The sequence below is a fragment of the Nocardioides sp. genome (assembly GCF_964228225.1).
Taxonomy (GTDB): Bacteria; Actinomycetota; Actinomycetes; order Propionibacteriales; family Nocardioidaceae; genus Nocardioides.
This window is the reverse complement of the sequence record NZ_CAXQZB010000023.1, coordinates 14,849-37,904: the sequence shown is the minus strand read 5'-3', so window position 1 is coordinate 37,904 and position 23,056 is coordinate 14,849. Positions and strand designations below refer to the sequence as shown.

General features: G+C 72.2%; 20 protein-coding genes and 1 tRNA gene. 2 read left to right on the top strand and 19 right to left on the bottom strand.

All coding sequences use genetic code 11. From position 1 onward, the window contains the following. Positions 1-36: 36 nt before the first annotated feature. The 6 genes from ACERUJ_RS05845 to ACERUJ_RS05820 form a co-directional block, all read right to left on the bottom strand. The gene (locus ACERUJ_RS05845; protein WP_370247535.1) at positions 37-798 is read right to left on the bottom strand and encodes an ABC transporter ATP-binding protein; all 762 of its coding nucleotides are present in this window, start codon (positions 796-798) and stop codon (positions 37-39) included. After that, the gene (locus ACERUJ_RS05840) at positions 795-1,778 is read right to left on the bottom strand and encodes an ABC transporter ATP-binding protein (protein ID WP_370247534.1); all 984 of its coding nucleotides are present in this window, start codon (positions 1,776-1,778) and stop codon (positions 795-797) included. Before ACERUJ_RS05840 ends, ACERUJ_RS05845 begins: the two co-directional genes overlap by 4 nt. Then, on the bottom strand, positions 1,771-2,958 hold the full coding sequence (locus ACERUJ_RS05835) for a branched-chain amino acid ABC transporter permease (protein WP_370247533.1): 1,188 nt from the start codon (positions 2,956-2,958) through the stop codon (positions 1,771-1,773). The genes ACERUJ_RS05840 and ACERUJ_RS05835 overlap by 8 nt, the downstream gene beginning before the upstream one ends. A 10-nt stretch (positions 2,959-2,968) precedes the next feature. After that, the gene (locus tag ACERUJ_RS05830) at positions 2,969-4,273 is read right to left on the bottom strand and encodes an SdrD B-like domain-containing protein (RefSeq protein WP_370247532.1); all 1,305 of its coding nucleotides are present in this window, start codon (positions 4,271-4,273) and stop codon (positions 2,969-2,971) included. A 235-nt stretch (positions 4,274-4,508) separates the two neighbouring features. After that, a complete protein-coding gene (locus ACERUJ_RS05825) occupies positions 4,509-5,099 on the bottom strand; it encodes an ANTAR domain-containing response regulator (protein WP_370247531.1) in 591 nt (196 codons plus the stop codon). Between the two features lie 9 nt (positions 5,100-5,108). Then, positions 5,109-5,351, bottom strand: a complete 243-nt coding sequence (locus tag ACERUJ_RS05820; protein WP_370247530.1) for a hypothetical protein — start codon at positions 5,349-5,351, stop codon at positions 5,109-5,111. A gap of 79 nt (positions 5,352-5,430) precedes the next feature. On the opposite strand from ACERUJ_RS05820, the gene ACERUJ_RS05815 reads away from it, so the two are divergent. Next, a tRNA-Leu gene (locus tag ACERUJ_RS05815) sits at positions 5,431-5,503 on the top strand. Positions 5,504-5,506: 3 nt separating this feature from the next. Here the strand turns inward: ACERUJ_RS05815 and pyk are convergent. The 7 genes from pyk to trpC all read right to left on the bottom strand — a co-directional run bounded on the left by pyk (position 5,507) and on the right by trpC (position 17,108). After that, complete coding sequence (gene pyk / locus ACERUJ_RS05810; RefSeq protein ID WP_370247528.1) at positions 5,507-6,970, bottom strand: pyruvate kinase; 1,464 nt, start codon at positions 6,968-6,970, stop codon at positions 5,507-5,509. Positions 6,971-7,077: 107 nt separating this feature from the next. Beyond that, positions 7,078-8,553 (bottom strand): glutamate synthase subunit beta, encoded by a 1,476-nt coding sequence (locus ACERUJ_RS05805; protein ID WP_370247527.1) that lies wholly within the window; start codon positions 8,551-8,553, stop codon positions 7,078-7,080. Then, complete coding sequence (gene gltB / locus ACERUJ_RS05800) at positions 8,546-13,111, bottom strand: glutamate synthase large subunit (protein WP_370247526.1); 4,566 nt, start codon at positions 13,109-13,111, stop codon at positions 8,546-8,548. Before gltB ends, ACERUJ_RS05805 begins: the two co-directional genes overlap by 8 nt. 146 nt (positions 13,112-13,257) lie before the next feature. Next, entirely contained in the window at positions 13,258-14,223 is a 966-nt protein-coding gene (lgt, locus tag ACERUJ_RS05795) for a prolipoprotein diacylglyceryl transferase (RefSeq protein ID WP_370247525.1), read from the bottom strand. A 16-nt stretch (positions 14,224-14,239) separates the two neighbouring features. Beyond that, positions 14,240-15,046 carry a tryptophan synthase subunit alpha gene (trpA, locus tag ACERUJ_RS05790; protein ID WP_370247524.1) on the bottom strand — a complete coding sequence of 269 codons (807 nt, stop codon included), beginning with the start codon at positions 15,044-15,046 and terminating at the stop codon, positions 14,240-14,242. Next, a complete protein-coding gene (gene trpB / locus ACERUJ_RS05785) occupies positions 15,043-16,305 on the bottom strand; it encodes a tryptophan synthase subunit beta (RefSeq protein WP_370247523.1) in 1,263 nt (420 codons plus the stop codon). Before trpB ends, trpA begins: the two co-directional genes overlap by 4 nt. Continuing rightward, positions 16,302-17,108: an indole-3-glycerol phosphate synthase TrpC gene (gene trpC / locus ACERUJ_RS05780; RefSeq protein WP_370247522.1), complete on the bottom strand. Its 807-nt coding sequence runs from the start codon at positions 17,106-17,108 to the stop codon at positions 16,302-16,304. Before trpC ends, trpB begins: the two co-directional genes overlap by 4 nt. 110 nt (positions 17,109-17,218) lie before the next feature. On the opposite strand from trpC, the gene ACERUJ_RS05775 reads away from it, so the two are divergent. Further along, the gene (locus ACERUJ_RS05775; RefSeq protein WP_370247521.1) at positions 17,219-17,599 is read left to right on the top strand and encodes a DUF4190 domain-containing protein; all 381 of its coding nucleotides are present in this window, start codon (positions 17,219-17,221) and stop codon (positions 17,597-17,599) included. 33 nt (positions 17,600-17,632) lie between these two features. Here the strand turns inward: ACERUJ_RS05775 and ACERUJ_RS05770 are convergent, their stop codons facing one another. From ACERUJ_RS05770 to ACERUJ_RS05745, 6 genes are read right to left on the bottom strand one after another with little or no spacing between them, the layout of a single operon-like run. Then, on the bottom strand, positions 17,633-18,082 hold the full coding sequence (locus ACERUJ_RS05770) for a DUF2752 domain-containing protein (protein ID WP_370247520.1): 450 nt from the start codon (positions 18,080-18,082) through the stop codon (positions 17,633-17,635). Positions 18,083-18,098: 16 nt separating this feature from the next. Continuing rightward, on the bottom strand, positions 18,099-18,296 hold the full coding sequence (locus ACERUJ_RS05765; protein ID WP_370247518.1) for an HGxxPAAW family protein: 198 nt from the start codon (positions 18,294-18,296) through the stop codon (positions 18,099-18,101). A 37-nt stretch (positions 18,297-18,333) separates the two neighbouring features. Further along, positions 18,334-18,969 (bottom strand): Trp biosynthesis-associated membrane protein, encoded by a 636-nt coding sequence (locus tag ACERUJ_RS05760; RefSeq protein WP_370247516.1) that lies wholly within the window; start codon positions 18,967-18,969, stop codon positions 18,334-18,336. Beyond that, entirely contained in the window at positions 18,962-19,354 is a 393-nt protein-coding gene (gene hisI / locus ACERUJ_RS05755) for a phosphoribosyl-AMP cyclohydrolase (protein WP_370247538.1), read from the bottom strand. The genes ACERUJ_RS05760 and hisI overlap by 8 nt, the downstream gene beginning before the upstream one ends. A gap of 38 nt (positions 19,355-19,392) precedes the next feature. Continuing rightward, positions 19,393-21,228 carry an ABC transporter ATP-binding protein gene (locus ACERUJ_RS05750; protein WP_370247515.1) on the bottom strand — a complete coding sequence of 612 codons (1,836 nt, stop codon included), beginning with the start codon at positions 21,226-21,228 and terminating at the stop codon, positions 19,393-19,395. Next, complete coding sequence (locus ACERUJ_RS05745; RefSeq protein ID WP_370247514.1) at positions 21,225-23,027, bottom strand: ABC transporter ATP-binding protein; 1,803 nt, start codon at positions 23,025-23,027, stop codon at positions 21,225-21,227. The genes ACERUJ_RS05750 and ACERUJ_RS05745 overlap by 4 nt, the downstream gene beginning before the upstream one ends. Positions 23,028-23,056 lie beyond the last annotated feature (29 nt).

Genomic DNA, 23,056 nt, shown 5'->3' with positions numbered 1-23,056 from the left:
CGCCGCGGCGCCGACGTCCCGTGACGGGTGGGGTCCTCAGACGAGGTCGGTGCGCTCGGCGTCGACGTCCTTGGCCAGGGTGCCGAGGTAGAGCTCGATGACGCGCGGGTCGTCGGCGAGCTCGCGGCCCGAGCCGGTGTAGGCGTCACGGCCCTGGTCGAGCACGTAGCCGCGGTCGCAGATCTGCAGGCAGCGGCGGGCGTTCTGCTCCACCATCACCACGCACACCCCGGTCTTGTTGATGCGGCGGGTACGGATGAAGGTCTCGTCCTGGCGCACCGGCGACAGACCGGCCGACGGCTCGTCGAGCAGCAGCACCTTCGGCTCCATCATCAGCGCGCGGGCCATGGCCAGCGACTGCCGCTCACCGCCGGAGAGCGCACCGGCGGAGCGGTCCTTGCGCTCGTGGAGGTTCGGGAAGAGGTCGTACATCGCCCCCAACCGCTCCTTGAGCTTGGCGGGGCGCAGGAACAGCCCCATCCGCAGGTTCTCCTCCACCGACAGGGAGGGGAAGACGTTGTTGGTCTGCGGCACGAAGCCGACCCCCGCCTCCACCAGCTTGTTCGTGCGGGCGTTGGTGATGTCCTTGCCGCCGAGGGTGACGGTGCCGGAGTGGATCTTCACCAGCCCGAACATCGCCTTGAGCAGGGTGGACTTGCCGGCACCGTTGGGACCGATGATCCCGATGATCTCGCCGGGCTCGGCGGTGAGGCTGCAGCCGTTGAGGATGTTCACGCCCGGCAGGTAGCCCGCGACGACGTTGTCGACCTTCACCAGCGGCTCGGTGCTCGTGCTCATGCCTGCTCCCCCTCGCGCTCGCTGGTCTCGGCCTCGACCTCGGCCTCGAGCTCGGCGATCGCCGCGTCCTCGAGCAGGGCGTCGTCGCCCAGGTCGGTGTCGTGGTGGGCGCCGAGGTAGGCGTCGATCACGGCCGGGTCGGACATCACGGTGTCGGCCGCGCCCTCGGCCACGACCCGACCCTCGGCCATGACGACCACCCAGTCGGAGATGTGGCGCACCACGTGCATGTCGTGCTCGACGAAGAGCACGGTCATGCCGTCGTCGCGCAGGCTCTGGATGTGGCCCAGCAGCGACTGCGTCAGCGCCGGGTTCACCCCCGCCATCGGCTCGTCGAGCATGATCATCGTGGGGTCGGTCATCAGCGCCCGCGCCATCTCGAGCAGCTTCTTCTGTCCTCCGGAGAGGCCGCCGGCGAAGTCGTCCTTCTTCTCCAGCAGCTTGAAGCGCTCGAGCAGGTGCTCGGCCTTCTCGACGATCGCCTTCTCCTGCGAGCTCCACAGTGGGGCGAACATCGCGCCCCAGAGCCGCTCGCCGGTCTGGCGGCGCGCACCCAGCATCATGTTGTCCATCACCGTCATGCGGTTGAGGGACTTGGTGAGCTGGAAGGTGCGCACCATGCCGGCGTTGGCGACGCTGGAGGCCGAGGTACGCCCCAGGTCCCGGCCGTCGAAGCGCCACGACGCCCCGGAGCGGGCCGAGGTGGGTCGGTCGAAGCCGGTGATGAGGTTGAAGAACGTCGTCTTCCCCGCACCGTTGGGGCCGATGAGGGCCGTGATGACGCCGCGCTGCACCTCGAGGTGGTCGACGTCGACGGCCGTGACGCCGCCGAAGACGCGGGTGATCTTGTCGACGGTGAGGATCGGGTCGGGCTTGGGGGCCCCGGGGGCGGCCTCGACCCCGGCCATCAGCGCCTTGCGGGCGGCCGGGTCGGCCAGACCCCCGCGGGGACCCGTGCTGGTCGTGGTCGGATCAGACATTGAAGCGCAACTCCCTCTTGTCGCCGAGGATGCCTTGGGGCCGGAAGATCACCAGCAGCATCAGCGCGATGCCGACGACGATGAAGCTGAACTGCTGGCTCTGCTGGTCGGACATGATGCTGTCGGGCAGGTAGGCCGCCGAGAGCTCGCGGATCAGCAGGCGTCCGGCGAAGAAGATGCAGGTACCGAGCACCGGACCGAAGATCGCCGCCGCACCGCCGAGCAGCAGGGCGGTGTAGGCGAAGAAGGTGACCGAGCGGCCCAGCGAGTCGGCCTGCACCGAGCTGCTGATCACGTAGACCATGCCGCCCAGCGCACCGAGCATGCCGCCCAGCACCAGGGCCTGCATCTTGAGCAGGAAGACGTTCTTGCCGAGGCTGCGCATCGCGTCCTCGTCCTCGCGCACGCCCTTCAGCACCCGGCCCCAGGGGCTGCGCACGAGCAGCCAGGTGACCAGCAGCGCGATCGCGACCAGCGTCCAACCGACCAGGCGGGCCCACCAGCCGTCGATGCCGGTGGCGTCGTAGGTGACGGGGAAGGTGAAGAACAGCGCGACGAGGCTGGCCAGGATGCCGAGCACGAGCGTGAGCCGCGGACGACCGGCGAGGGCGGGGCCGTTCCCGGTCTTGATGCCGCGCCCGACCCGCACGACCAGCACGATGAGGGCGATCGCCACGGCGAGACCGAGCAGCCGCACCCACAGGGCGCCGTCGGCGATGTCGCGGTAGTTGAAGGGCGAGAGGGTGAACCGGCCGTCCCCGAGGAACGAGGCGTCGACGAACGGCTTGTTGTAGTCCTTGCCGAACAGGCCCTGCGATCCGCCGGTGAAGTCCTCCAGCTGGTTGAGGCGGCCGACGTAGCGCAGGATCTCGGCCGCCGAGATCGTCACGATCGCCAGGTAGTCGCCCCGCAGCTTCAGGGTGGGTGCGCCGAGGATGAGCGCGAACACGATCGCGAGGCCGAGCCCGACCAGCACCGCCAGGAGCATCGGCAGGCCCTCGATGATCGAGATGGCGAAGCCGTAGGCGCCGAGCAGCATGAAGCCGGCCTGGCCGAAGTTGAGCAGCCCGGTGAAGCCGAAGTGCAGGTTCAGGCCGATGACGGCGATCACGAGCCCGGCGGTCGCGGGCGCGAACGCCTCCTCCAGACCGGAGCCGAGGATGTTCAGAAACTGGTCCATGTCGTCCTCCTCAGCCGACTCGGGTGGCACGGCCCAGCAGGCCCTGGGGCCTGACGAGCAGCAGCAGGATCAGGATGCCGAGCGCCACGGCGTACTTGAGGTCGCCGGGGGCACCGAGCGGCCCGGCGAGCTCGACGATCAGCCCGATGACCAACGAGCCGACGAACGCGCCGAACGCGGTGCCGAGGCCGCCGAGGGTCACCGCGGCGAAGAGCAGCAGCAGGATCTGCATGCCGGTGTCCCAGCGGATGCCGTTGGAGACCACCAGGGCGTACAGGATGCCGCCGAGGCCCGCGAGGCCCGCCGCGACGGTCCAGACCAGCCGGATGATCTTGTCGACGTCGATGCCCGACGCCGCGGCCAGCGCCGGGTTGTCCGAGACCGCGCGGGTGGCCTGGCCGATGCGGGTGCGCAGCAGCACGTAGCCGACCGCACCGATCACGATCAGCGAGATGCCCATGGCGACGTAGCTGAGCTTGGTGAGCGTGACCGGGCCGATGGTGACGACGTCGAAGGTCTCGACCACGACCTTCTTCTGCGAGTTCCCGACCACGTACTGGAAGGTGTACTGCAGCGCCAGCGAGAGACCGATCGTGACGATCATCAGCTGGGTGAGCCCCAGGCCCCGCCGTCGCAGCGGTTGCCAGATCACCAGGTCCTGGGCGAAGCCCGTGGCCGCGCAGATCAGGGTGACGAGCACGATGCCGAGCCACATGTTGAGGCCCGCGACGTTGCACAGGCCGTAGCCGAGCATGCCGCCCAGCGTCACCTGCTCGGCGTGGGCGAAGTTCGACAGGCCGGTGGTGCCGTAGATGAGCGAGAGGCCGATCGAGGCCAGGGCGAGCAGCAGGCCCAGCCGCAGGCCCTGCACGACGCTCTGGGCGATCTTGTCGGCGAAGCTGGTGCCGGCGTCGCTGTAGTCGACCGAGCGGACCTCGAGCGCCGGGACGGCGGACTTGCCGAGCACGACCTCCACCTTGATCGCGCCGTCGGGGCCCTGGAACGCCGCGGCCGGCGGCCGGATCTCCAGGTCCTTCGGCAGCGAGGCGGGGTCGACCTTGATGAGGTAGCTGCCGGCGGTGTCGAGGGTGAAGCTGAACTTGCCGTCGGCCTCGGTGGTCTGGGACTCGATCTCGGTGCCGGCCTCGTCGAGCAGCGTCACGACCGCGCCCTCCACGGGGGCGGCCCGGTTGCCGACGGTGCCGTTGACGCATCCCGTGGCGTCGGCCTGCGCCAGGCACAGGGAGGCCACCGCGTGCGCGGGTCCTTGGACGGTCACCACTCCGAGCAGGGCCAGCAGTGGGAACACGCCCACCAGCAGCCATCGTGCCCAGGAGCGCGGTGCGTGATCTGCCTGCACCCCGGGTCTCCCTTCGTCATCCGCACTGGTCGCCGGCGTCGTCCCGGTAGGGCCGACGCGGCGCATCTCGGCGCTTACCCAACCACATCCGCGGCCGTGGCGATACGGAAACCGGGCGGGGTGACGGGTCGTGATCGAACTGTCACGCAGCCGGAACAGGGCGCGCCCGACAAGGTTGCGACAAGACGCCTCAGCCGGCGATCTCCGGGCCGTGCTCGATGACGCCGTCGGCGACCTGGCGCATCGAGAGCCGCAGGTCCATCGCGGTCTTCTGGATCCACCGGAAGGCGTCGGGCTCACTGAGCGAGAGCCGCTCCTGCAGGATGCCCTTGGCGCGGTCGACGGCCTTGCGGGTCTCGAGCCGCTCCTGGAGGTCGGAGACCTCGCTCTCGAGCTGGGACAGCTCGGCGAACCGGCTCACCGCCATATCGATGGCGGGCACGAGGTCGGACTTGGTGAACGGCTTGACGAGGTAGGCCATCGCCCCGGCGTCGCGCGCCCGCTCGACCAGGTCGCGCTGGGAGAAGGCGGTGAGGATGACGACGGGGGCGATCCGCTGGCCCGCGATGGCCTCGGCGGCCGCGATGCCGTCGAGCACCGGCATCTTCACGTCCAGGATCACCAGGTCGGGCCGCAGTTCGGTGGCCAGCTCGATCGCCTTCGCGCCGTCGCCGGCCTGGCCGACGACGTCGTAGCCCTCCTCGCCCAGCATCTCGGCCAGGTCCATGCGGATGAGGGTCTCGTCCTCGGCGATCACGACGGTACGGGGAGCAGCGGTCACGGGCTCAGGCTAGTGGGCCCGGCGCTCCCCCGTTCGAGGATGCGTCCGCCGACCTGTGACGGTGCTCTCAACCCCGCGGCGCTCCCCCGTGCGCTCCGCCCCGTGGCGGGCGAGCCAGAGCGCCACCTCGGCGTGCTCCAGACGACGCCGGGCGGCCGTCGTGGCGGCCTCGCGGGCGTTGTCGACCGCGCGGGCCTGGTGGGCCCGCGCCAGGGTGTCGAGCACCGTGGGGAGGCGCAGCGCGAAGGTCATGCGCCAAACAGTAGTAAGTCGATCGAGTTTAGGCAACAGGGATCGCGCGCGGCCCGTCGGCTAGGGTTCGACGCGCACCGCCCCGGTAGCCCAATGGCAGAGGCAGTGGTCTCAAACACCATCCAGTGTGGGTTCGAATCCCACCCGGGGCACCCTCACGGACGCCGGTAGGCCGGCGCCACCTCGTTGATCGCATCGCCCATGCGGTGGATGCGCAGCGCGTTGGTGGACCCGGGGATGCCCGGAGGGCTGCCGGCCACGATCACGACGAGGTCGCCCTCGGAGACCCGGCCCACGGCGAGCAGCTGCTCGTCGACCTGACGCACCATCTCGTCGGTGTGCTGCACCGGGGCGGTCTTGAACGTCTCCACCCCCCAGCTCAGGGCCAGCTGCGAGCGGACCCGGTCCTCGGGCGTGAAGGCCAGTACCGGGATCGAGCTGCGCATGCGCGCCAGCCGGCGCGCGGAGTCGCCGCTCTGGGTGAAGGCCACCACGAAGCGGGCCCCGACCCGCTGGGCCACCTCCTCGGCCGCCTTGGTGATGATGCCGCCGCGGGTGCGCGGCTCGAGCTTGATCGCCTCGAACTGCGCGTAGTCGCCGGGCTCGAGGGCGTGGCGCTCGGTGGCGGCGATGATGCGGGCCATCGTCTCGACGGTGTGGATCGGGTGGTCGCCCACGCTGGTCTCACCGGAGAGCATCACCGCGTCGGCGCCGTCGAGCACCGCGTTGGCGACGTCGCTGGCCTCCGCGCGCGTGGGCGCGGGGTTGGTGATCATCGAGTCGAGCATCTGGGTGGCCACGATCACCGGCTTGGCGTAGAGGCGAGCGTGCTCGATGACCTTCTTCTGCAGGAACGGCACCTCCTCCAGCGGGCACTCCACACCGAGATCGCCCCGGGCCACCATGAACCCGTCGAAGGCGTCGATCACCTCCTCGAGGTTCTCGATCGCCTGCGGCTTCTCGATCTTGGCGATGACGGGCAGCATCACGCCCTCCTCGCGCATGATCGCCCGCACGTCCTCGGCGTCCTTGGCGTCGCGCACGAAGCTGAGCGCGACGAAGTCGACGCTGAGGTGCAGGGCGAAGCGCAGGTCGGCGATGTCCTTGACCGACAGCGCCGGCACCGAGACCGCGACCCCCGGCAGGTTGATGCCCTTGTGGTTGCTCACGACCCCGCCGGTGAGCACCTCGGTGACGACGTCGGTGCCGTCCACGACCTCGACCACGCGCAGCCGGATGCGGCCGTCGTCGATCAGGATCGGGTCGCCCGCCGCGACGTCGCCGGGCAGACCGGCGTAGGACGTCGTGGCGATCTGGTCGTCACCGGGCACCGAGCGGGTGGTGATGGTCCATCGGGCGCCGCGGCGCAGCACGGCGTGCCCGTCGGCGAAGGTGGCCAGCCGGATCTTGGGGCCCTGGAGGTCGGCGAAGATCCCGACCCCCTTGCCGGACGCATCGGCGGCCTCGCGCACCAGCCGGTAGGTCTCGGCATGGTCCTCGTGGGTGCCGTGGCTCATGTTGAGCCGGGCGACGTCCATGCCGGCGTAGACGAGCTCGCGGATGCGACGCTCGGAGCTGGTGGCCGGACCCAGGGTGCACACGATCTTTGCTCTCCGCACGGGCACAGCCTAGCGGGGCCTTGGATCGATCCAACCTGATTCGGGCGGAGAACGCACCCGGCCCGTCGCGCGCGAGGCGGGACGGGCCGGGTGACGGAGCCGACGGGTCAGACCGTCAGGGGCCGGGCCGTGGGCGGGATCGGCCGCGGCAGCGCGGTCGAGCCCATGAGGTAGGCGTCGACGGCCGCGGCGGCGGCGCGACCCTCGGCGATCGCCCACACGATGAGCGACTGCCCGCGACCGCAGTCACCGGCGGAGAACACGCCGGGCACCGAGGTCTGGTACTCGTCGTCGCGGGCGACGTTGCCCCGGGCGTCGAGCTCGACCCCGAGGTCGGTCACCAGGCCGGGCTTCTCCGGGCCGGCGAAGCCCATCGCGAAGAGCACCAGGTCGGCCGGGATCTCGCGCTCGGTGCCGGGCACCTCGGTGAGCGAGCCGTTCTCGAACACGACGTCGACCAGGCGCAGCGCGCGGACGTGGCCCTGCTCGTCGCCGAGGAACTCCTTCGTGGAGACCGAGTACACCCGCTCGCCGGCCTCCTCGTGCGCCGAGGAGACCCGGAAGATCATCGGGTAGGTGGGCCACGGCTGCCCCGTGGGCCGCGCGGTGGTGGGCTCCGGCATGATCTCGAGCTGGGTGATCGAGGCCGCGCCGTGCCGGGTGGAGGTGCCCAGGCAGTCGGCGCCGGTGTCGCCGCCGCCGATGATGACGACGTGCTTGCCGGTGGCCATGATCTGGCCCTCGACGCTCTCGCCGACGGCCGCACGGTTGGCCTGCGGCAGGAACTCCATCGCCTGGTGGATGCCGGCCAGCTCACGGCCCGGGACCGGGAGGTCGCGGGGCTCGCAGGCGCCGGTGGCGAGCACGACGGCGTCGTAGCGGTCGCGCAGCGCCTCCGCCGACAGCGCCGAGCCGGGGGCACCGACCTCGACGCCGGTGCGGAACACGGTGCCCTCGCGCTTCATCTGCGCCAGGCGCCGGTCGAGGTGGGCCTTCTCCATCTTGAACTCGGGGATGCCGTAACGCAGCAGGCCGCCCGGCTTGTCCTCGCGCTCGTAGACCGCGACGGTGTGGCCGGCCCGGGTGAGCTGCTGGGCGGCGGCCAGGCCCGCGGGGCCGGAGCCGATGACGGCCACGGTCTTGCCCGAGAGCCACTCCGGCGGCTGGGGCCGCACGAAGCCGGACTCCCAGGCCTTGTCGATGATCGAGACCTCGACGTTCTTGATCGTCACCGGGTCCTGGTTGATGCCGAGCACGCAGGCGGTCTCGCACGGGGCCGGGCAGAGCCGACCGGTGAACTCGGGGAAGTTGTTCGTGGCGTGCAGCCGCTCGATCGCCCCCTCCCAGTCCTCGCGGTAGACCAGGTCGTTCCACTCCGGGATCAGGTTGCCCAGCGGGCAGCCCTGGTGGCAGAACGGGATGCCGCAGTCCATGCAGCGGCTGGCCTGGGTGGTGATGATCGGCAGCAGCGCCCGGCCGATGCCGCCCGGGTACACCTCCTGCCAGTCCTTGACGCGCTCCTCGACCGGACGGCGGTCGGCGACCTGCCGGCCGGCCTTGAGGAATCCCTTCGGGTCAGCCATGGAGGGCCTCCATCATCGCCTGGGTGATCTCGTTCTCGGACAGCCCGGCCGCCTCGGCGGCCGCCTTGGCCTCGAGCACGATCCGGTAGTCGCGGGGCATGACCTCGGTGAAGCGGCCCAGCGCCGCGGGCCAGTCGGCCAGCAGCTCGGCCGCGACCTCCGAGCCGGTCTCCTCGAGGTGGGCCCGCACGAGCTGCTCGAGCTCGACCGCGGCGTCACCCTCGACGGCGCGCAGCTCGACCAGCTCGGTGTTCACGCGCTGGGGCTTGAGGTCCAGCACCCAGGCGATGCCGCCGGACATGCCGGCCGCGAAGTTGCGCCCGGTCTTGCCCAGCACGACCACCCGGCCGCCGGTCATGTACTCGCAGCCGTGGTCGCCCACGCCCTCGGTGACCACGCGGGCCCCCGAGTTGCGCACCGCGAACCGCTCACCCACCCCGCCGCGCAGGAAGATCTCCCCCGACGTGGCGCCGTAGGCGATCGTGTTGCCCGCGATGATGTGCTCGTTGCTGCGGAACGGCGCGCTGCGGTCGGGCCGCACCACGATCCGCCCGCCCGAGAGGCCCTTGCCGACGTAGTCGTTGGCGTCGCCCTCCAGCCGCAGCGTGACGCCGCGCGGGAGGAAGGCGCCGAAGGACTGACCGGCCGAGCCCGTGAAGGTGAGGTCGATGGTGCCCTCGGGCAGCCCCTCGCCGCCGTAGCGCTTGGTGACCTCGTGACCCAGGATCGTGCCGACGGTGCGGTTGACGTTGCGGATCGCGACCTGGCCGCGCACCGGCTCGCCGCGCTCGAGGGCGGGCTGGGCCATCGGCACCAGGGTGGTGACGTCGAGCGAGCGCTCGATGCCGTGGTCCTGACCCTGCACGCAGCGGCGCTGCTGCTCGGGGAAGTGGCTGTAGTCCACCTCGTGCAGGATCGGGGCGAGGTCGAGGCCGGAGGCCTTCCAGTGGTCGACGGCCGCGCCGATGTCGAGCGCCGAGACCTGACCGATCGCCTCGTCCAGGCTGCGGAAGCCCAGTTCGGCGAGGAGCTCGCGGACCTCCTGGGCGATGAACTCGAAGAAGGTCACGACGTAGTCGGCCTTGCCCGAGAACCGCTCGCGCAGGGTGGGGTTCTGGGTCGCGATCCCCACCGGGCAGGTGTCCAGGTGGCACACACGCATCAGGATGCAGCCCGAGACCACCAGCGGCGCGGTGGCGAAGCCGTACTCCTCGGCGCCGAGCAGCGCGGCGATCACGACGTCGCGGCCGGTCTTGAGCTGGCCGTCGGCCTGCACCACGATCCGGTCGCGCAGGCCGTTGACCAGCAGCGTCTGCTGGGTCTCGGCCAGGCCGAGCTCCCAGGGACCGCCGGCGTGCTTGAGCGAGGTGAGCGGCGAGGCACCGGTGCCGCCGTCGTGGCCGGAGATCAGCACGACGTCGGCGTGGGCCTTGGAGACACCGGTCGCGACCGTGCCCACGCCCATCTCCGAGACCAGCTTCACGTGCACCCGGGCGGCCGGGTTGGCGTTCTTCAGGTCGTGGATCAGCTGGGCGAGGTCCTCGATCGAGTAGATGTCGTGGTGCGGCGGCGGGCTGATCAGGCCCACGCCCGGGGTGGAGTGACGGGTCTTGGCCACCCAGGGGTAGACCTTGTTGCCCGGCAGCTGACCGCCCTCACCGGGCTTGGCGCCCTGGGCCATCTTGATCTGGATGTCGTCGGCGTGGGTGAGGTACTCCGAGGTGACGCCGAAGCGGCCCGAGGCGACCTGCTTGATCGAGCTGCGACGCTCGGGGTCGTAGAGCCGCTCGGGGTCCTCGCCGCCCTCGCCGGTGTTGGACTTCGCACCCAACCGGTTCATGGCGATCGCGAGGGTCTCGTGCGCCTCCTGGCTGATCGAGCCGTAGGACATCGCTCCGGTGGAGAAGCGCTTGACGATCGCGCTGACCGGCTCGACCTCCTCGATCGGGACCGGGGTGCGCCCGGTGGCACCGGCGTCCTTGAAGGAGAACAGCCCGCGCAGCGTCATCAGCTGGCGCGACTGCTCGTCCACCGCGGAGGTGTACTCCTTGAAGATGTCGTAGCGCTGGGTGCGCGTGGAGTGCTGGAGCCGGAACACGGTCTCGGGGTTGAACAGGTGGGGCTCGCCGTCGCGGCGCCACTGGTACTCCCCGCCCACCTCGAGACGACGCTCGGCCGGCAGCACGCCGCCGCGCGGGTACGCGGTGGCGTGGCGCCGCGCGACCTCCTCGGCGATGACGTCGAGGCCGACGCCGCCGAGCTTGGTCATGGTGCCGGTGAAGTAGGTGTCGACGACGTCCTGGGACAGGCCGATGCACTCGAAGATCTGCGCGCCGGTGTAGGAGGCCACGGTGGAGACGCCCATCTTGGACATCACCTTCAGCACGCCCTTGCCGAGCGCCTTGACCAGGTTCTTGACCGCGACCTCGGGCTCGGTCTTGACGTAGTAGCCCTCGCGGGCCAGGTCCTCGACCGACTCCATGGCCAGGTAGGGGTTCACCGCGGCCGCGCCGTAGCCCACGAGCAGCGCCACGTGGTGCACCTCGCGGACGTCGCCGGCCTCGACCAGCAGCCCGACCTGGGTGCGGGTCTTCTCCCGCACCAGGTGGTGGTGCACGGCGGCGGTGAGCAGCAGCGACGGGATGGGCGCGAGATCGGCGTCCGAGTGGCGGTCGGAGAGCACGATGATGCGCGCGCCCTCGGCGATCGCCGCGCTGACCTCGCCGCAGATCTCCTCGATGCGGGCCTCGAGCGCCGCGCCGCCGCCCGCGACGTCGTACAGACCGCGCGAGACGTGGGTGACGAAGCCCGGCATGTCGCCGTCACGGTTGATGTGGCGGATCTTGGCGAGGTCGTCGTTGGAGATGACCGGGAACGGCAGCACGACCTGGCGGCACGAGGCCGGGGTCGGCTCGAGCAGGTTGGCCTCCGGACCGATGGTGCCGTTGAGCGAGGTGACGAGCTCCTCGCGGATGGCGTCCAGCGGCGGGTTGGTGACCTGCGCGAACAGCTGGCTGAAGTAGTCGAAGAGCAGCCGCGGCTTCTCCGACAGCGCCGCGATCGGGGTGTCGGTGCCCATCGAGCCCAGCGCCTCGCCGCCGCTGTTGGCCATCGGGGTCAGCAGGACCCGCAGGTCCTCCTCGGTGTAGCCGAAGATCTGCTGACGCCGGGTGACCGAGGCGTGGGTGTGCACGACGTGCTCGCGCTCGGGGATGTCCTTGAGGTGCACCAGCCCGGCGTGCAGCCACTCGTCGTAGGGGTGCTCGGCCGCCAGGGCGCCCTTGATCTCCTCGTCCTCGATGATGCGGTGCTCCGCGGTGTCGACGAGGAACATCCGGCCCGGCTGCAGGCGGCCCTTGCGGACCACCGTGGCCGGGTCGAGGTCGAGCACGCCGACCTCGGAGGCCAGCACGACCAGCCCGTCGTCGGTGACCCAGTACCGGGAGGGACGCAGGCCGTTGCGGTCGAGCACGGCGCCGATCTGGGTGCCGTCGGTGAACACCACGCACGCCGGACCGTCCCACGGCTCCATGAGGGAGGAGTGGAACTCGTAGAACGCCCGCCGGGCGGGGTCCATCTCGGTGTGGTTCTCCCAGGCCTCCGGGATCATCATCAGCACCGCGTGGGGCAGGCTGCGCCCGCCCATGTGCAGCAGCTCGAGCACCTCGTCGAAGGACGCGGAGTCCGAGGCGCCCGGGGTGCAGATCGGGAAGAGCCGCTCGAGGTCGCCGGGGATCTCGGTGGAGGCCAGCAGCGCCTCGCGCGCCCGCATCCAGTTGCGGTTGCCCATGACGGTGTTGATCTCACCGTTGTGGGCGATGAACCGGAACGGGTGCGACAGCGGCCAGCTCGGGAAGGTGTTGGTGGAGAACCGCGAGTGGACCACGGCCATCGCCGAGGCGATCCGCTCGTCGACCAGGTCGGGGTAGAAGTGGTCGAGCTGCTCGGTGGTGAGCATGCCCTTGTAAGCGATCGTGCGCGAGGACAGCGACGGGAAGTAGGCGTCGGTCTCGCGCTCGGCCCGCTTGCGCAGGCAGAACGCCAGCCGCTCCAGGGGCATGCCGGTGAGGGCCTCGCCCGGGGCGGTGACGAAGAGCTGGGTGAAGGTCGGCATGACCGCGAGCGCGGTGCTGCCCAGCACGTCGGGCTGGATCGGCACCTCGCGCCAGCCGAGGACGGTCAGGCCCTCCTCGACGGCGATCTCCTCGATGCGGGAGCGGGTCTTGGCGACGTCGTCGTCGCTGCCGGGGATGAAGGCCGTCCCGACGGCGTAGCTGCCGGCGGTGGGGAGCTCGAACAGGTCGGCGGTCACGGCGCGCAGGAACGCGTCGGGGACCTGGAGCAGGATGCCGGCACCGTCGCCGGAGTTGATCTCGGCACCCGCGGCACCGCGGTGGTCGAGGTTGCGCAGCGCGGTGAGCGCCTGCGCGACGATGGTGTGCGAGGCCTCTCCGGTGAGCGTGGCGACGAACGCGACGCCACAGGCGTCGTGCTCGGCGGCCGGGTCGTAGAGACCCTGGGCGGGCCAGTGCGGCGGGAACGCGTGCAGGTACGGCACTTCAGTGTTCTCCCGTCGTCGAGTGCGCCCTCGACGGATCGAGGGTCGGCACGTGTGGGGCGCAGGGGACAACATTGGCCCACGCGGCGGAGCCCTCAGGTTACCACCGCGTTACGGCCGGGCCGCTCGCCCGACCGGAGGGTGGTCTACTCCCGGGCGGGATCCTCGGCGGGCTCGCCGGCGGGGTCGGCCGTGGTGTCCGCGGTCGCCGTCCCGGCGCTGTCCGTGTCCTCGGTCGGGGACTCCTCGTGCCCGTCGCGGTAGACCCGCTCCTCGCGGCCGGGGTGGCGCCGGGCGCTGAGCACGAAGAACACCAGGCCGGCGATGAACAGCACGATCGAGGTCCAGGCGTTGAAGCGCAGCCCGCCGACGTCGGAGAGCTGGACGGGGTCGATGCGCATCTCCTCGATCCAGCCGCGCCCCAGCGTGTAGCCCATGACGTAGAGCGCCATCACCCGGCCGTGGCCGAGGCGGAAGCGGCGGTCGGCCCAGATCAGCAGCGCGAAGACGCCGAGGTTCCACAGCGATTCGTAGAGGAAGGTGGGGTGGAACAGGGTGCCCGGCGGGTAGCCGGCGTCGAGTGCGGTGCGCTCGCTCACCTCCAGGCCCCAGGGCAGGTCGGTGGGCTTGCCGAACAGCTCCTGGTTGAACCAGTTGCCCCAGCGACCGATGGCCTGGGCCACGATCACGCCGGGGGCCAGTGCGTCGAGCATCGGCGCCAGCCGGATGCCGCGGCGTCGGGCGCCGATCCAGATGCCGAGCGCGCCGAGCGCGACGCCGCCCCAGATGCCCAGGCCGCCCTTCCAGATGTAGAGCGCGCTGACGGGGTCCTTGCCCTCGCCGAAGTAGCGCTCCCAGTCGGTGGCCACGTGGTAGGCCCGCGCCCCGACCACGCCGAAGGGCACCGCCCAGATGGCGAGGTCCTGCACCTCCCCCGCCCGCCCGCCGCGGGCGATCCAGCGCCGCTCCCCGATCCACACCGCGGCGACGATGCCGAGGATGATGCACAGGGCGTAGCCGCGGATCGGCAGCGGTCCGAGGTGCCAGACCCCCTGCTCCGGGCTCGGGATGGACAGCGGCAGCGTGGCCGCCAGGGTCGTGAGCGGGATCATGGGGGGTCCTGGGGGGTCAGCGGCGGCGGACGCCGGCGGCGAGGTCGCGGGTGAGGTCGGCCAGGGCCGCCAGGCCCGCCTCCCGGTCGTCGGGGTGGTCGAGCAGGACCCGCACGAACGCCGAGCCCACGATGACGGCGTCGGCGTAGGCCGCGACCTCGGCGGCCTGGTCGCCGTTGCTCACCCCGAGCCCGACGCCGATGGGCAGGTCGGTGGCGGCCCGGGTGCGGGCCACCAGCGGTCCCGCGAGGTCGCTGCTGGAGTCGCGGGCGCCGGTGACCCCCATCACCGCGGTGGCGTAGACGAAGCCGCGGCAGGCCTGGGTGGTGAGCCGGATGCGCTCGTCGGTGCTGGAGGGGGCCACGAGGAAGACCTTGTCCAGGCCGTGCTTGTCGGCGGCGTCGATCCACTGCGGGGCGTAGTCGGGGGTGAGGTCGGGGGTGATGAGCCCCGCTCCCCCGGCGTCGGCGAGGTGCTCGGCGAACCGCTCCACGCCGTACTGCTCCACGGGGTTCCAGTAGGTCATCACGAGGGTGGGGGCGCCGGTGGCGGCCACGGCCTCGACCGTGCGCAGCACGTCGGAGATGCGGGTGCCGTGCTCGAGTGCCTGCTGGGCGGCGGCCTGGATGGTGGGGCCGTCCATCACCGGGTCGCTGTAGGGCAGCCCGACCTCGATGATGTCGCAGCCGGCCTCGACCATCGTGGTGAGCGCGGCGATGCCGCCCTCGACGTCGGGGAAGCCGGCGGGCAGGTAGCCCACGAGGACCGCACGGTCCTCCTCACGGGCGCGGGTGTAGGCCGCCTCGACCGATCGGGCGGTCACGACCGGGCCGTCCCGAGGCCGAAGTACTCCAGTGCCGTGCCCATGTCCTTGTCCCCGCGCCCGGAGAGGTTGAGCAGGATCGTCTGCCCCGGTCGCTCGGCGGCGATCTTGAGGGCCCCCGCCACGGCGTGGGCGGTCTCGATCGCCGGGATGATGCCCTCGGTGCGGGCCAGCAGCGCCATGGCGTCCATCGCCTCGGTGTCGGTGACCGGCAGGTAGGTGGCCCGCCCGCTGGCGGCCAGCCACGCGTGCTGCGGGCCGACGCCGGGGTAGTCCAGACCCGCGGAGATCGAGTGGGACTCGCGGGTCTGGCCCTCGTCGTCCTGGAGCACGTAGGTGCGCGTGCCGTGGAGCACGCCGACGGTGCCGGCGTGGATCGTGGCCGCGTGGCGACCGGTCTCGACGCCGTCGCCCCCGGCCTCGAAGCCGTAGATCGCGACCTCGGGGTCGTCGACGAACCCGGCGAACAGACCGATGGCGTTGCTGCCACCGCCCACGCAGGCGGCCACGACGTCGGGCAGCGCCCCGAACTGGTCCAGGCACTGGCGGCGGGCCTCGTCGCCGATGCCGCGCACGAAGGAGTGCACCAGGCTCGGGAACGGGTGGGGTCCCGCGGCGGTGCCGAAGAGGTAGGCGGTGTGGTCGACGCTGGCCACCCAGTCGCGCAGCGCCTCGTTGATGGCGTCCTTGAGCGTGCGCGAGCCGCTGGTCACGGGCACGACGGTGGCGCCGAGCAGCTGCATCCGGGCGACGTTGAGCGCCTGGCGCTCGGTGTCGACCTCGCCCATGTAGACGGTGCAGTCCAGGCCGAGGTAGGCCGCGGCGGTCGCGGAGGCGACGCCGTGCTGGCCGGCGCCGGTCTCGGCGATGACGCGGGTCTTGCCCATCCGCTTGGTGAGCAGCGCCTGGCCGAGCACGTTGCGGATCTTGTGGGCGCCGGTGTGGTTGAGGTCCTCGCGCTTGAGCAGGATGCGCGCCCCGACCTTCTCCGAGAGCCGCGTGGCCTCGTAGAGCATGCTCGGCACCCCGGCGTAGCCGTGGAGCAGGTCCTCGAACTCGGCGAGGAACGCCGGGTCGGCCATGGCGTCCTTCCAGGCCGCCTCGAGCTCGTCGAGCGCTGCGACCAGCGCCTCGGGCATGAACCGGCCGCCCCAGCCCGCCTCGGCCCCGCCGTACCAGCCGTGCTCGTCCGCGCCGAAGGCGGAGGCGCCCGGCAGGGAGAGGTCGGCGCGCCCGGTGGTGTGCTGATCGGTCGTCATGCGTGCGATCCCGTCGTCTCGGTGGCGGTGATTCCGGTCATCGCGGCGACACCGCCGCGAGGGTCGCCGTCCTTGACCAGCGCCTCGCCGACCAGCACCGCCCGCGCGCCCTCCCGCACGAACCGCGCGACGTCGTCGGGTCCGGTGATGCCGGACTCGGCGACCTTGACGCGGTCGTCGGGGAGGAGCGGAGCGAGCCGGCCGAACGTGGCGTCGTCGACGGCGAGGGTCTTGAGGTTGCGGGCGTTGACGCCCACGAGCTCGGCGCCCAGGGCGACCGCGCGCTCGGTCTCGGGCTCGTCGTGCACCTCGATGAGCGGGGTGAGCCCGAGGTCGAGGGCGACGTCGTGGAGACGGCGCAGCTCGTCGTCGTCCAGGGCGGCCACGATGAGCAGGGCGAGGTCGGCGCCGGCGGCACGGGCCTCGACGAGCTGGTACTCGGTGACGATGAAGTCCTTGCGCAGCACCGGGATGTCCACCGCCGCCCGGACGGCCACGAGGTCGGCCAGGCTGCCGCTGAACCGCCGCTGCTCGGTGAGCACGCTGATGGCCGCGGCGCCCCCGGCGGCGTACTCGGCCGCCAGCACCGCCGGCTCGGGGATGTCGGCCAGGTGGCCCTTGCTGGGGCTGCGTCGCTTGACCTCGGCGATCACGCTGGACCCGCTGCCGCGCAGGTGCGGCATCGGGTCGAGCGGGGGGTCGACGTCGGCCAGGGCGGCGCGGACGTCGGCGAGCGGCCGGTCGGCCTCCCGTGCTGCGAGGTCGAGGCGGACGCCGGCGATGATCTCGTCGAGGACCGACATGCCGACCAGTCTTCCACGCGCGCCCTCCCCCGCGCGGATCGCCCCGGGTCGGTGGACGTCGTCCTCTAGGGTGGGCGCCACATCCAGTCTCGAGGAAAGGGATCTCCCCCATGAGCTATCAGGCACCGCCTCCCGGCGGCTACGGACCTCCCGGCGGCTACGGCGGTCCGCCCCCGGGCGGATTCGGGGGGCCTCCTCCGGGCGGTTTCGGCCAGCCGTACGGCGGCGCACCGGTCGGCAACAACAAGAAGGCCGTGGCGGCCCTGGTGCTCGGCATCCTGAGCCTGCCGATCTGCTGCGGCTTCTTCGCCGGCATCCCCGCGATCATCCTGAGCCGGATGGCCAAGGGGGAGATCGCCCGCACCGGTCAGACCGGTGGCGGCATGGCGACGGCGGGCTTCGTGCTCGGCATCATCTCGATCGTGCTCGGCGTCCTCGGGGTCATCCTGATCGTGAGCGGCGTCGTCAGCATCGACGGCTCCACGAACTGAGCCGTTCCGCGCAGACCACGCACCCCGGTCGGATCAGGCGGCGAGCCAGGATCCGGCCGGGGTGTTGCGCACCACGCTGAAGACGACCGCCGTCACGGCGACCGCGACCAGCAGGGCGTGGGAGTGCCGGTCGAGGAACCCGGGACGCGACGGCGTGCCGCGCCAGCTGCGCAGGGCCCACCGGCCGAGCAGGACCACCGCCAGCGGCATCAGGACCACCAGCAGCAGGTTGCTCGAGGCGGCGTCGAGGACGCGCAGGTGGGTGAGGTCGTTGACGGCGCGCAGGCCGCCGCAGCCCGGGCAGTCGATGCCGAGCAGGGCGTGGGAGGGGCACAGCCCCCAGGAGCCCTTCTCGTGCGGGTCGCGCACCGCCAGGGCGAGGGTGGCCAGGCCCAGGCCACCGATCGTCAGCACCGGCGGCAGCACGCGGCGCGCCCGGGAGTCCGATCGCTCGCGGGACGTCGGCGGCAGCACCGTGGTCACGGCGGGCCGCCCGTCCTCAGTGGCTCTCGTGCAGGCCGAGCTTGGCCATCACGACGAACACGACGCCGGCACCGAGCACCAGGGCCACGCCCACCCAGAAGATCGGGTAGTTGATCGGGGAGATCATCAGACCGACGGCTCCGACCACGAAGCCGACCAGCGCCACCACGACGGCGGTCCAGGCGGCGGGGGTGTTCCCGTGGTTGTCGGACATGCGGATCTCCTCGCGAGGTGGGGCGGTGCTTCGGGCCTCAGTCTAGTGGGTGCTCCTCGCCCGCCGGGCCGGTGGGGCCGGTGGGCGCGGTGGGGTCGTGCCCGGCGTCGAGCGCACGCCACAGGTCGAGGTTGCGCTGGTCGCTGTCGCCCGAGGCCGTGACGGCGACGGCCCCGCCGCCGGTGGGGCTGTCGTAGCGCGAACCCATCTCGGGCCAGTCGGGCACCGCCCGCACCGCGACGAACGAGGCCCCCACGGTGGCGATCGCACCCAGCACACCGACGTAGGACCACGCGGTGTGGGACACCCCCACGTCGCTGAGCGGCAGGTCGCGACGCAGCTCGTCCTCCGCGACCGCCCAGACGGCGATCGCGAACCCCAGCGTGCCCAGGGCCGCCAGCAGGCCCAGACCGGCGACGGCGCGCCGCCACCGGCCGCGGGCGACCAGCACGACGCCCCAGCTGGCCAGCACGACCAGCGCGAGGGCCGTGACCGGCGGTGCGGTGGCCTCCCCCGCGGCCCGCAGCGAGGCGAGCGCGATGTCGCTGGCCCGCTCGGCCCCGGAGTCGTCGGGGCTCACCCAGGCCCGGTTGCCGGCCACGGCCGCGGCGATGCCGCCGGCCACGCCGACGAGCAGGACCGGGCCCAGGCTGCTGCGGCGCGACTCAGCCACGCGGCGCACCTCCCGGGGACCCGCCCGGTGTGCCCAGCAGGTCGGCGTCGAAGCAGGTGCGGTCGCCGGTGTGGCAGGCGCCGTCGACCTGGTCGACCTTCACGAGCAGGGCGTCTCCGTCGCAGTCCAGGCGCACCTCGTGCACCCACTGGACGTGGCCGGAGGTGTCGCCCTTGACCCAGTACTCCCGGCGCGAGCGGCTCCAGTAGGTGGCCCGACCGGTGGTGAGGGTGCGGTGCAGCGCCTCGTCGTCCATCCAGCCCAGCATGAGCACCTCGCCGGTGTCGTGCTGCTGCACGATGGCGGTCACCAAGCCCGCGGCGTCGTGCTTGAGCCGCGCGGCCACGGCCGGGTCGAGGGCGGTGGTGCCGGGCGCGGCGGGCACGCCGTCCCGCGGCGCCACCGGGGTGCGGAGGGTCTCGCTCACCGGGCCAGTATCCCCGGCGCCGGGGACTCGCCCGACGGCCGGTCCCGCTGGGCGACCCACGAGGCGTACAGCGCGGCGTAGACGCCGTCCGGGTCGGTGACCAGGGCGGCGTGCGGACCGCGCTGCACCACGCGCCCGGCGTCCATGACCACGACCTCGTCGGCTGCCTCGGCGGTGGAGAGCCGGTGGGCGATCGTCACGCTGGTGCGACCGGCGGTGAGTCGCTCCAGGGCGGCGGCGATGCGCACCTCCAGCCGGGGGTCGACGGCGCTGGTGGCCTCGTCGAGCACGAGCAGGTCGGGATCGGCGAGGTGGGCCCGCAGCAGGGCGACCAGCTGCCGCTCCCCCGCCGAGAGCGACTCGCCGCGCTGACCGACCCGCGTGTCCAGACCGGCGGGCAGTCCCGCCAGCCAGTCGCCGAGCCCGAGCTCCTCGGCGGCGGTGGTGATGCGCGCGTCGTCGGCGCCGAGGTCGCCGTAGCGCACGTTGGCGCGCAGGGTGTCGTCGAAGAGGAACCCCTCCTGGGGCACGAGCACCACGCTGCGGCGCAGCGAGGACTCCCGGACCGTGCGCAGGTCGACGCCACCGACGCGCACCGCACCGGTGTCGGGGTCCATCAGCCGGGTGAGCAGCTTGGCCAGGGTCGACTTCCCCGACCCGGTGCCGCCCACGACCGCGACGCGGGCTCCGGCCGGCAGCCGCAGCGCGACGTCGTGGAGCACCGGTGGGCCGCCGGGGTAGGCGAAGCCGACGGCGTCGAACTCCACGTCCAGGCCGCCCGTGGCCGAGACGCCGAGCGCGACACCGTCGTCGCCGGGGTCGACCAGGTCGGCCGGGGTGGAGAGGATCCCGATCACCCGACGCCAGCCCGCGAAGGCGTTCTGGGCGTCGTTGAGCACCTGGGTGGCGATCTGCACCGGGCTGACGAACAGCGTGACCAGGAACATGAACGCCACGATCTCGCCGGCGCTGAGGCGGCCCGCGATGCCGAGCAGGATGCCGATCACGAGCACCGCCGCGTTGGCGACGCCCGCGGTGACCCCGCCGATCGAGAACGACACGACGCTGAAGGTCAGGGCCTTGGTGGCCGCCTGCTGGTGGGAGGCGATCGAGGCGTCGATCCGCTCCTGGGTGCGCTCCTGCACGCCGTAGGAGCGCACGACGCTCGCGCCGACGACCGGCTCGGAGATCGCCGAGAGCATCTGCCCCACCCGGGCGCGCACCCGGCCGTAGGAGCGGGAGAGGCGGCGCTGGAAGAACCGGATGCTCCAGAACAGCGGGGCGAAGCAGACCCACACCACGATCGTCAGCTCCCACGAGTACCACAGCATCACCAGCGTGCCGACGAGCATCTGGCCGATGCTCACCACGAACACCAGCCCGCCGAAGACGAGGAACTGGCTCACCTGGTCGACATCGCTGGTGACGCGCGAGACCAGGGCGCCGCGACGCTCGGTCTGCTGGGTGAGCAGCGGCAGCTCGTGCAGGTGGCGGAAGGCTTTGATGCGCAGGGTCGCCAGCCCGCGCTCGGCGGCGCGGAACAGCCGGGCGGTCATCAGGTAGGACGCCGCGGAGGTGATCAGCAGTCCCACGAACGCCGCGACGGCCATGAGCACGGTGAAGGAGACGTCCACCCCCGCGCCGGTCTCGGCGCCCAGGCCGCGGTCGAGGGTCTGCTGGATCGCGATCGGGGTCAGCACCTGGCCCAGCGAGGCGACGACGGCGCACAGCGCGGTGACCCGGATCCCGTCGGTGAGCTCGGGCGAGAGCACCAGGCCCCGGCGCAGGGTCTGCCAGCCGCCGAGGTCGGCACCGGTGTCGACGGTGCTCATGCGCGCACCTCCTCCCGAGCGTCGTCGCGGGCGTCCTCGTATGCGTTGACGAGGCGGGCGTAGCTCTCGCTGCGCCGCACCAGGTCGGCGTGGGTGCCGCGCTCGCGCACGACGCCGTCGGCCAGGTGCACCACCTCGTCGGCCAGGCCGATGGTGGCCTTGCGGTAGGCCACGACCACCAGCGTGGTGTCGACCTGCGCGCGGAGTCCGGCCAGGATGCGGGCCTCGACCTCGGGGTCCACCGCGCTGGTGGCGTCGTCGAGCACCAGCAGCCGGGGCCGGCGCACCAGCGCCCTGGCCAGGGCCAGCCGTTGCCGCTGCCCGCCCGACAACGACGCGCCGCGCTCGCCCAGCCGGGCGTCGAGCCCGCCGTCCAGCGCGGCGACGACGTCGTCGACCTGGGCGGTGCGCAGCGCCCACCAGACGTCGTCGTCGGCCACGTCGAGGCCGAGGGTGACGTTGCCGCGCACGGTGTCGTCGAAGATGAACGCCGTCTGGGGCACGACCGCCACCGCGCGGGCCAGCTCGCCCGGGGCGAGGTCGCGCAGGTCCACACCGTCGAGCAGCACCTGCCCGGCGTCGGGGTCGACGAGGCGACTGAGCAGGGTGGTGAGCGTGCTCTTGCCCGACGCCGTGGCGCCGACGACGGCGACGGTGCGGCCAGGAGCGACGGTGAGGTCGATGCCGCGCAGCACCCGCGTGTCGGCCCCGGGATAGGCGTAGTCGACGCCGCGCAGCTCCAGCGTCGCGCCGGCGTCGCCCCGGACGGGGGTGGGGAGCCGCCGGGTACCGAAGGCCATCTCGCCGGTGGCGGCGAGCACCTCCGCGACCCGGCCGTGGCCCACCACCGAGCGGGGGAACTCCCCCAGCACCCAGCCCAGCGACCGGATCGGGAAGGCCACCACGGTGAGCAGGTAGCAGACGGTGACGAGGTCGGCGGGGCTGGTGGCACCCGCCTCGACCCGGCCGACGCCGACCAGCAGCACGAGCAGCACCCCGAGGGTCGGCAGGCCGGACATGAGCGGGTCGAAGACGGCGCGCAGCAGCCCGAGACGGATGTTGGCCTCACGCAGCTCGTGGGCGACGGCGCCGAACCGGGCCGTCTCCTCGGGCTCGCGGCCCAGGGTCTTGACGACCTGCGCGCCCTCGAAGGACTCGTGGGCCACCTCGCTGAGCTCGGCCCGCAGCTGCTGGGCGCGCATGGCCCAGCCCTGCGAGCGGCGCTGGAAGGCGAGGTTGGCGGTGATGACCGCCGGGAACACCAGCAGGCCCACCAGGGCCAGCACGACGTCGGCGGCCAGCATCTGGCCGACCGCGATGACCATCATCGCCAGCGTGCCCAGCGCCATGGGCATCGGGGCGATCGGGCCCCAGGTGGCCTCGACGTCGGAGTTGGCGGTGGAGAGCAGCTGGCCGGTGGGGTGGCGCTGGTGCCACGACATCGGCAGGGCGAGGTAGCGACGAGTGACCGCGCGGCGTCCCTGCGCCTGCAGGCGGTACTGCATCACCCCCGCCCCCACGCGCCGGGCGATGACGCCCAGGGCGCGCAGCAGCGCGATCCCGACGAACAGCGCGGCGATCGCCACCAGCACGCCCGTGCCGATCTCACCGTCGCGCAGGGCCGGGGTGATGCCGTGCTCGGTGGCCCAGCCCAGCGCCCAGGCGTCGGCGACCGTCAGCCCTCCGAAGAGCACCGCCCCGACCACCGAGACCGCGAACACCCGCGGCTCGGCCCGGATGCCCTCCCCCAGGATCCGGAACCCCGCCACGGTCGTGCCACGGGCGGGGGCGGTACTCATGCAGTCGGCTCCTGGGGCTCAGCGGGTGC

Coding starts and splice junctions, on each gene's coding strand:
- ACERUJ_RS05845 (WP_370247535.1), bottom strand. CDS start 798: ATGAGCACGAGCACCGAGCCGCTGGTGAAGGTCGACAACGTCGTCGCG.
- ACERUJ_RS05840 (WP_370247534.1), bottom strand. CDS start 1,778: ATGTCTGATCCGACCACGACCAGCACGGGTCCCCGCGGGGGTCTGGCC.
- ACERUJ_RS05835 (WP_370247533.1), bottom strand. CDS start 2,958: ATGGACCAGTTTCTGAACATCCTCGGCTCCGGTCTGGAGGAGGCGTTC.
- ACERUJ_RS05820 (WP_370247530.1), bottom strand. CDS start 5,351: ATGACCTTCGCGCTGCGCCTCCCCACGGTGCTCGACACCCTGGCGCGG.
- ACERUJ_RS05805 (WP_370247527.1), bottom strand. CDS start 8,553: ATGGCTGACCCGAAGGGATTCCTCAAGGCCGGCCGGCAGGTCGCCGAC.
- lgt (WP_370247525.1), bottom strand. CDS start 14,223: ATGATCCCGCTCACGACCCTGGCGGCCACGCTGCCGCTGTCCATCCCG.
- trpB (WP_370247523.1), bottom strand. CDS start 16,305: ATGACGACCGATCAGCACACCACCGGGCGCGCCGACCTCTCCCTGCCG.
- trpC (WP_370247522.1), bottom strand. CDS start 17,108: ATGTCGGTCCTCGACGAGATCATCGCCGGCGTCCGCCTCGACCTCGCA.
- ACERUJ_RS05775 (WP_370247521.1), top strand. CDS start 17,219: ATGAGCTATCAGGCACCGCCTCCCGGCGGCTACGGACCTCCCGGCGGC.
- ACERUJ_RS05765 (WP_370247518.1), bottom strand. CDS start 18,296: ATGTCCGACAACCACGGGAACACCCCCGCCGCCTGGACCGCCGTCGTG.
- ACERUJ_RS05750 (WP_370247515.1), bottom strand. CDS start 21,228: ATGAGCACCGTCGACACCGGTGCCGACCTCGGCGGCTGGCAGACCCTG.
- ACERUJ_RS05745 (WP_370247514.1), bottom strand. CDS start 23,027: ATGAGTACCGCCCCCGCCCGTGGCACGACCGTGGCGGGGTTCCGGATC.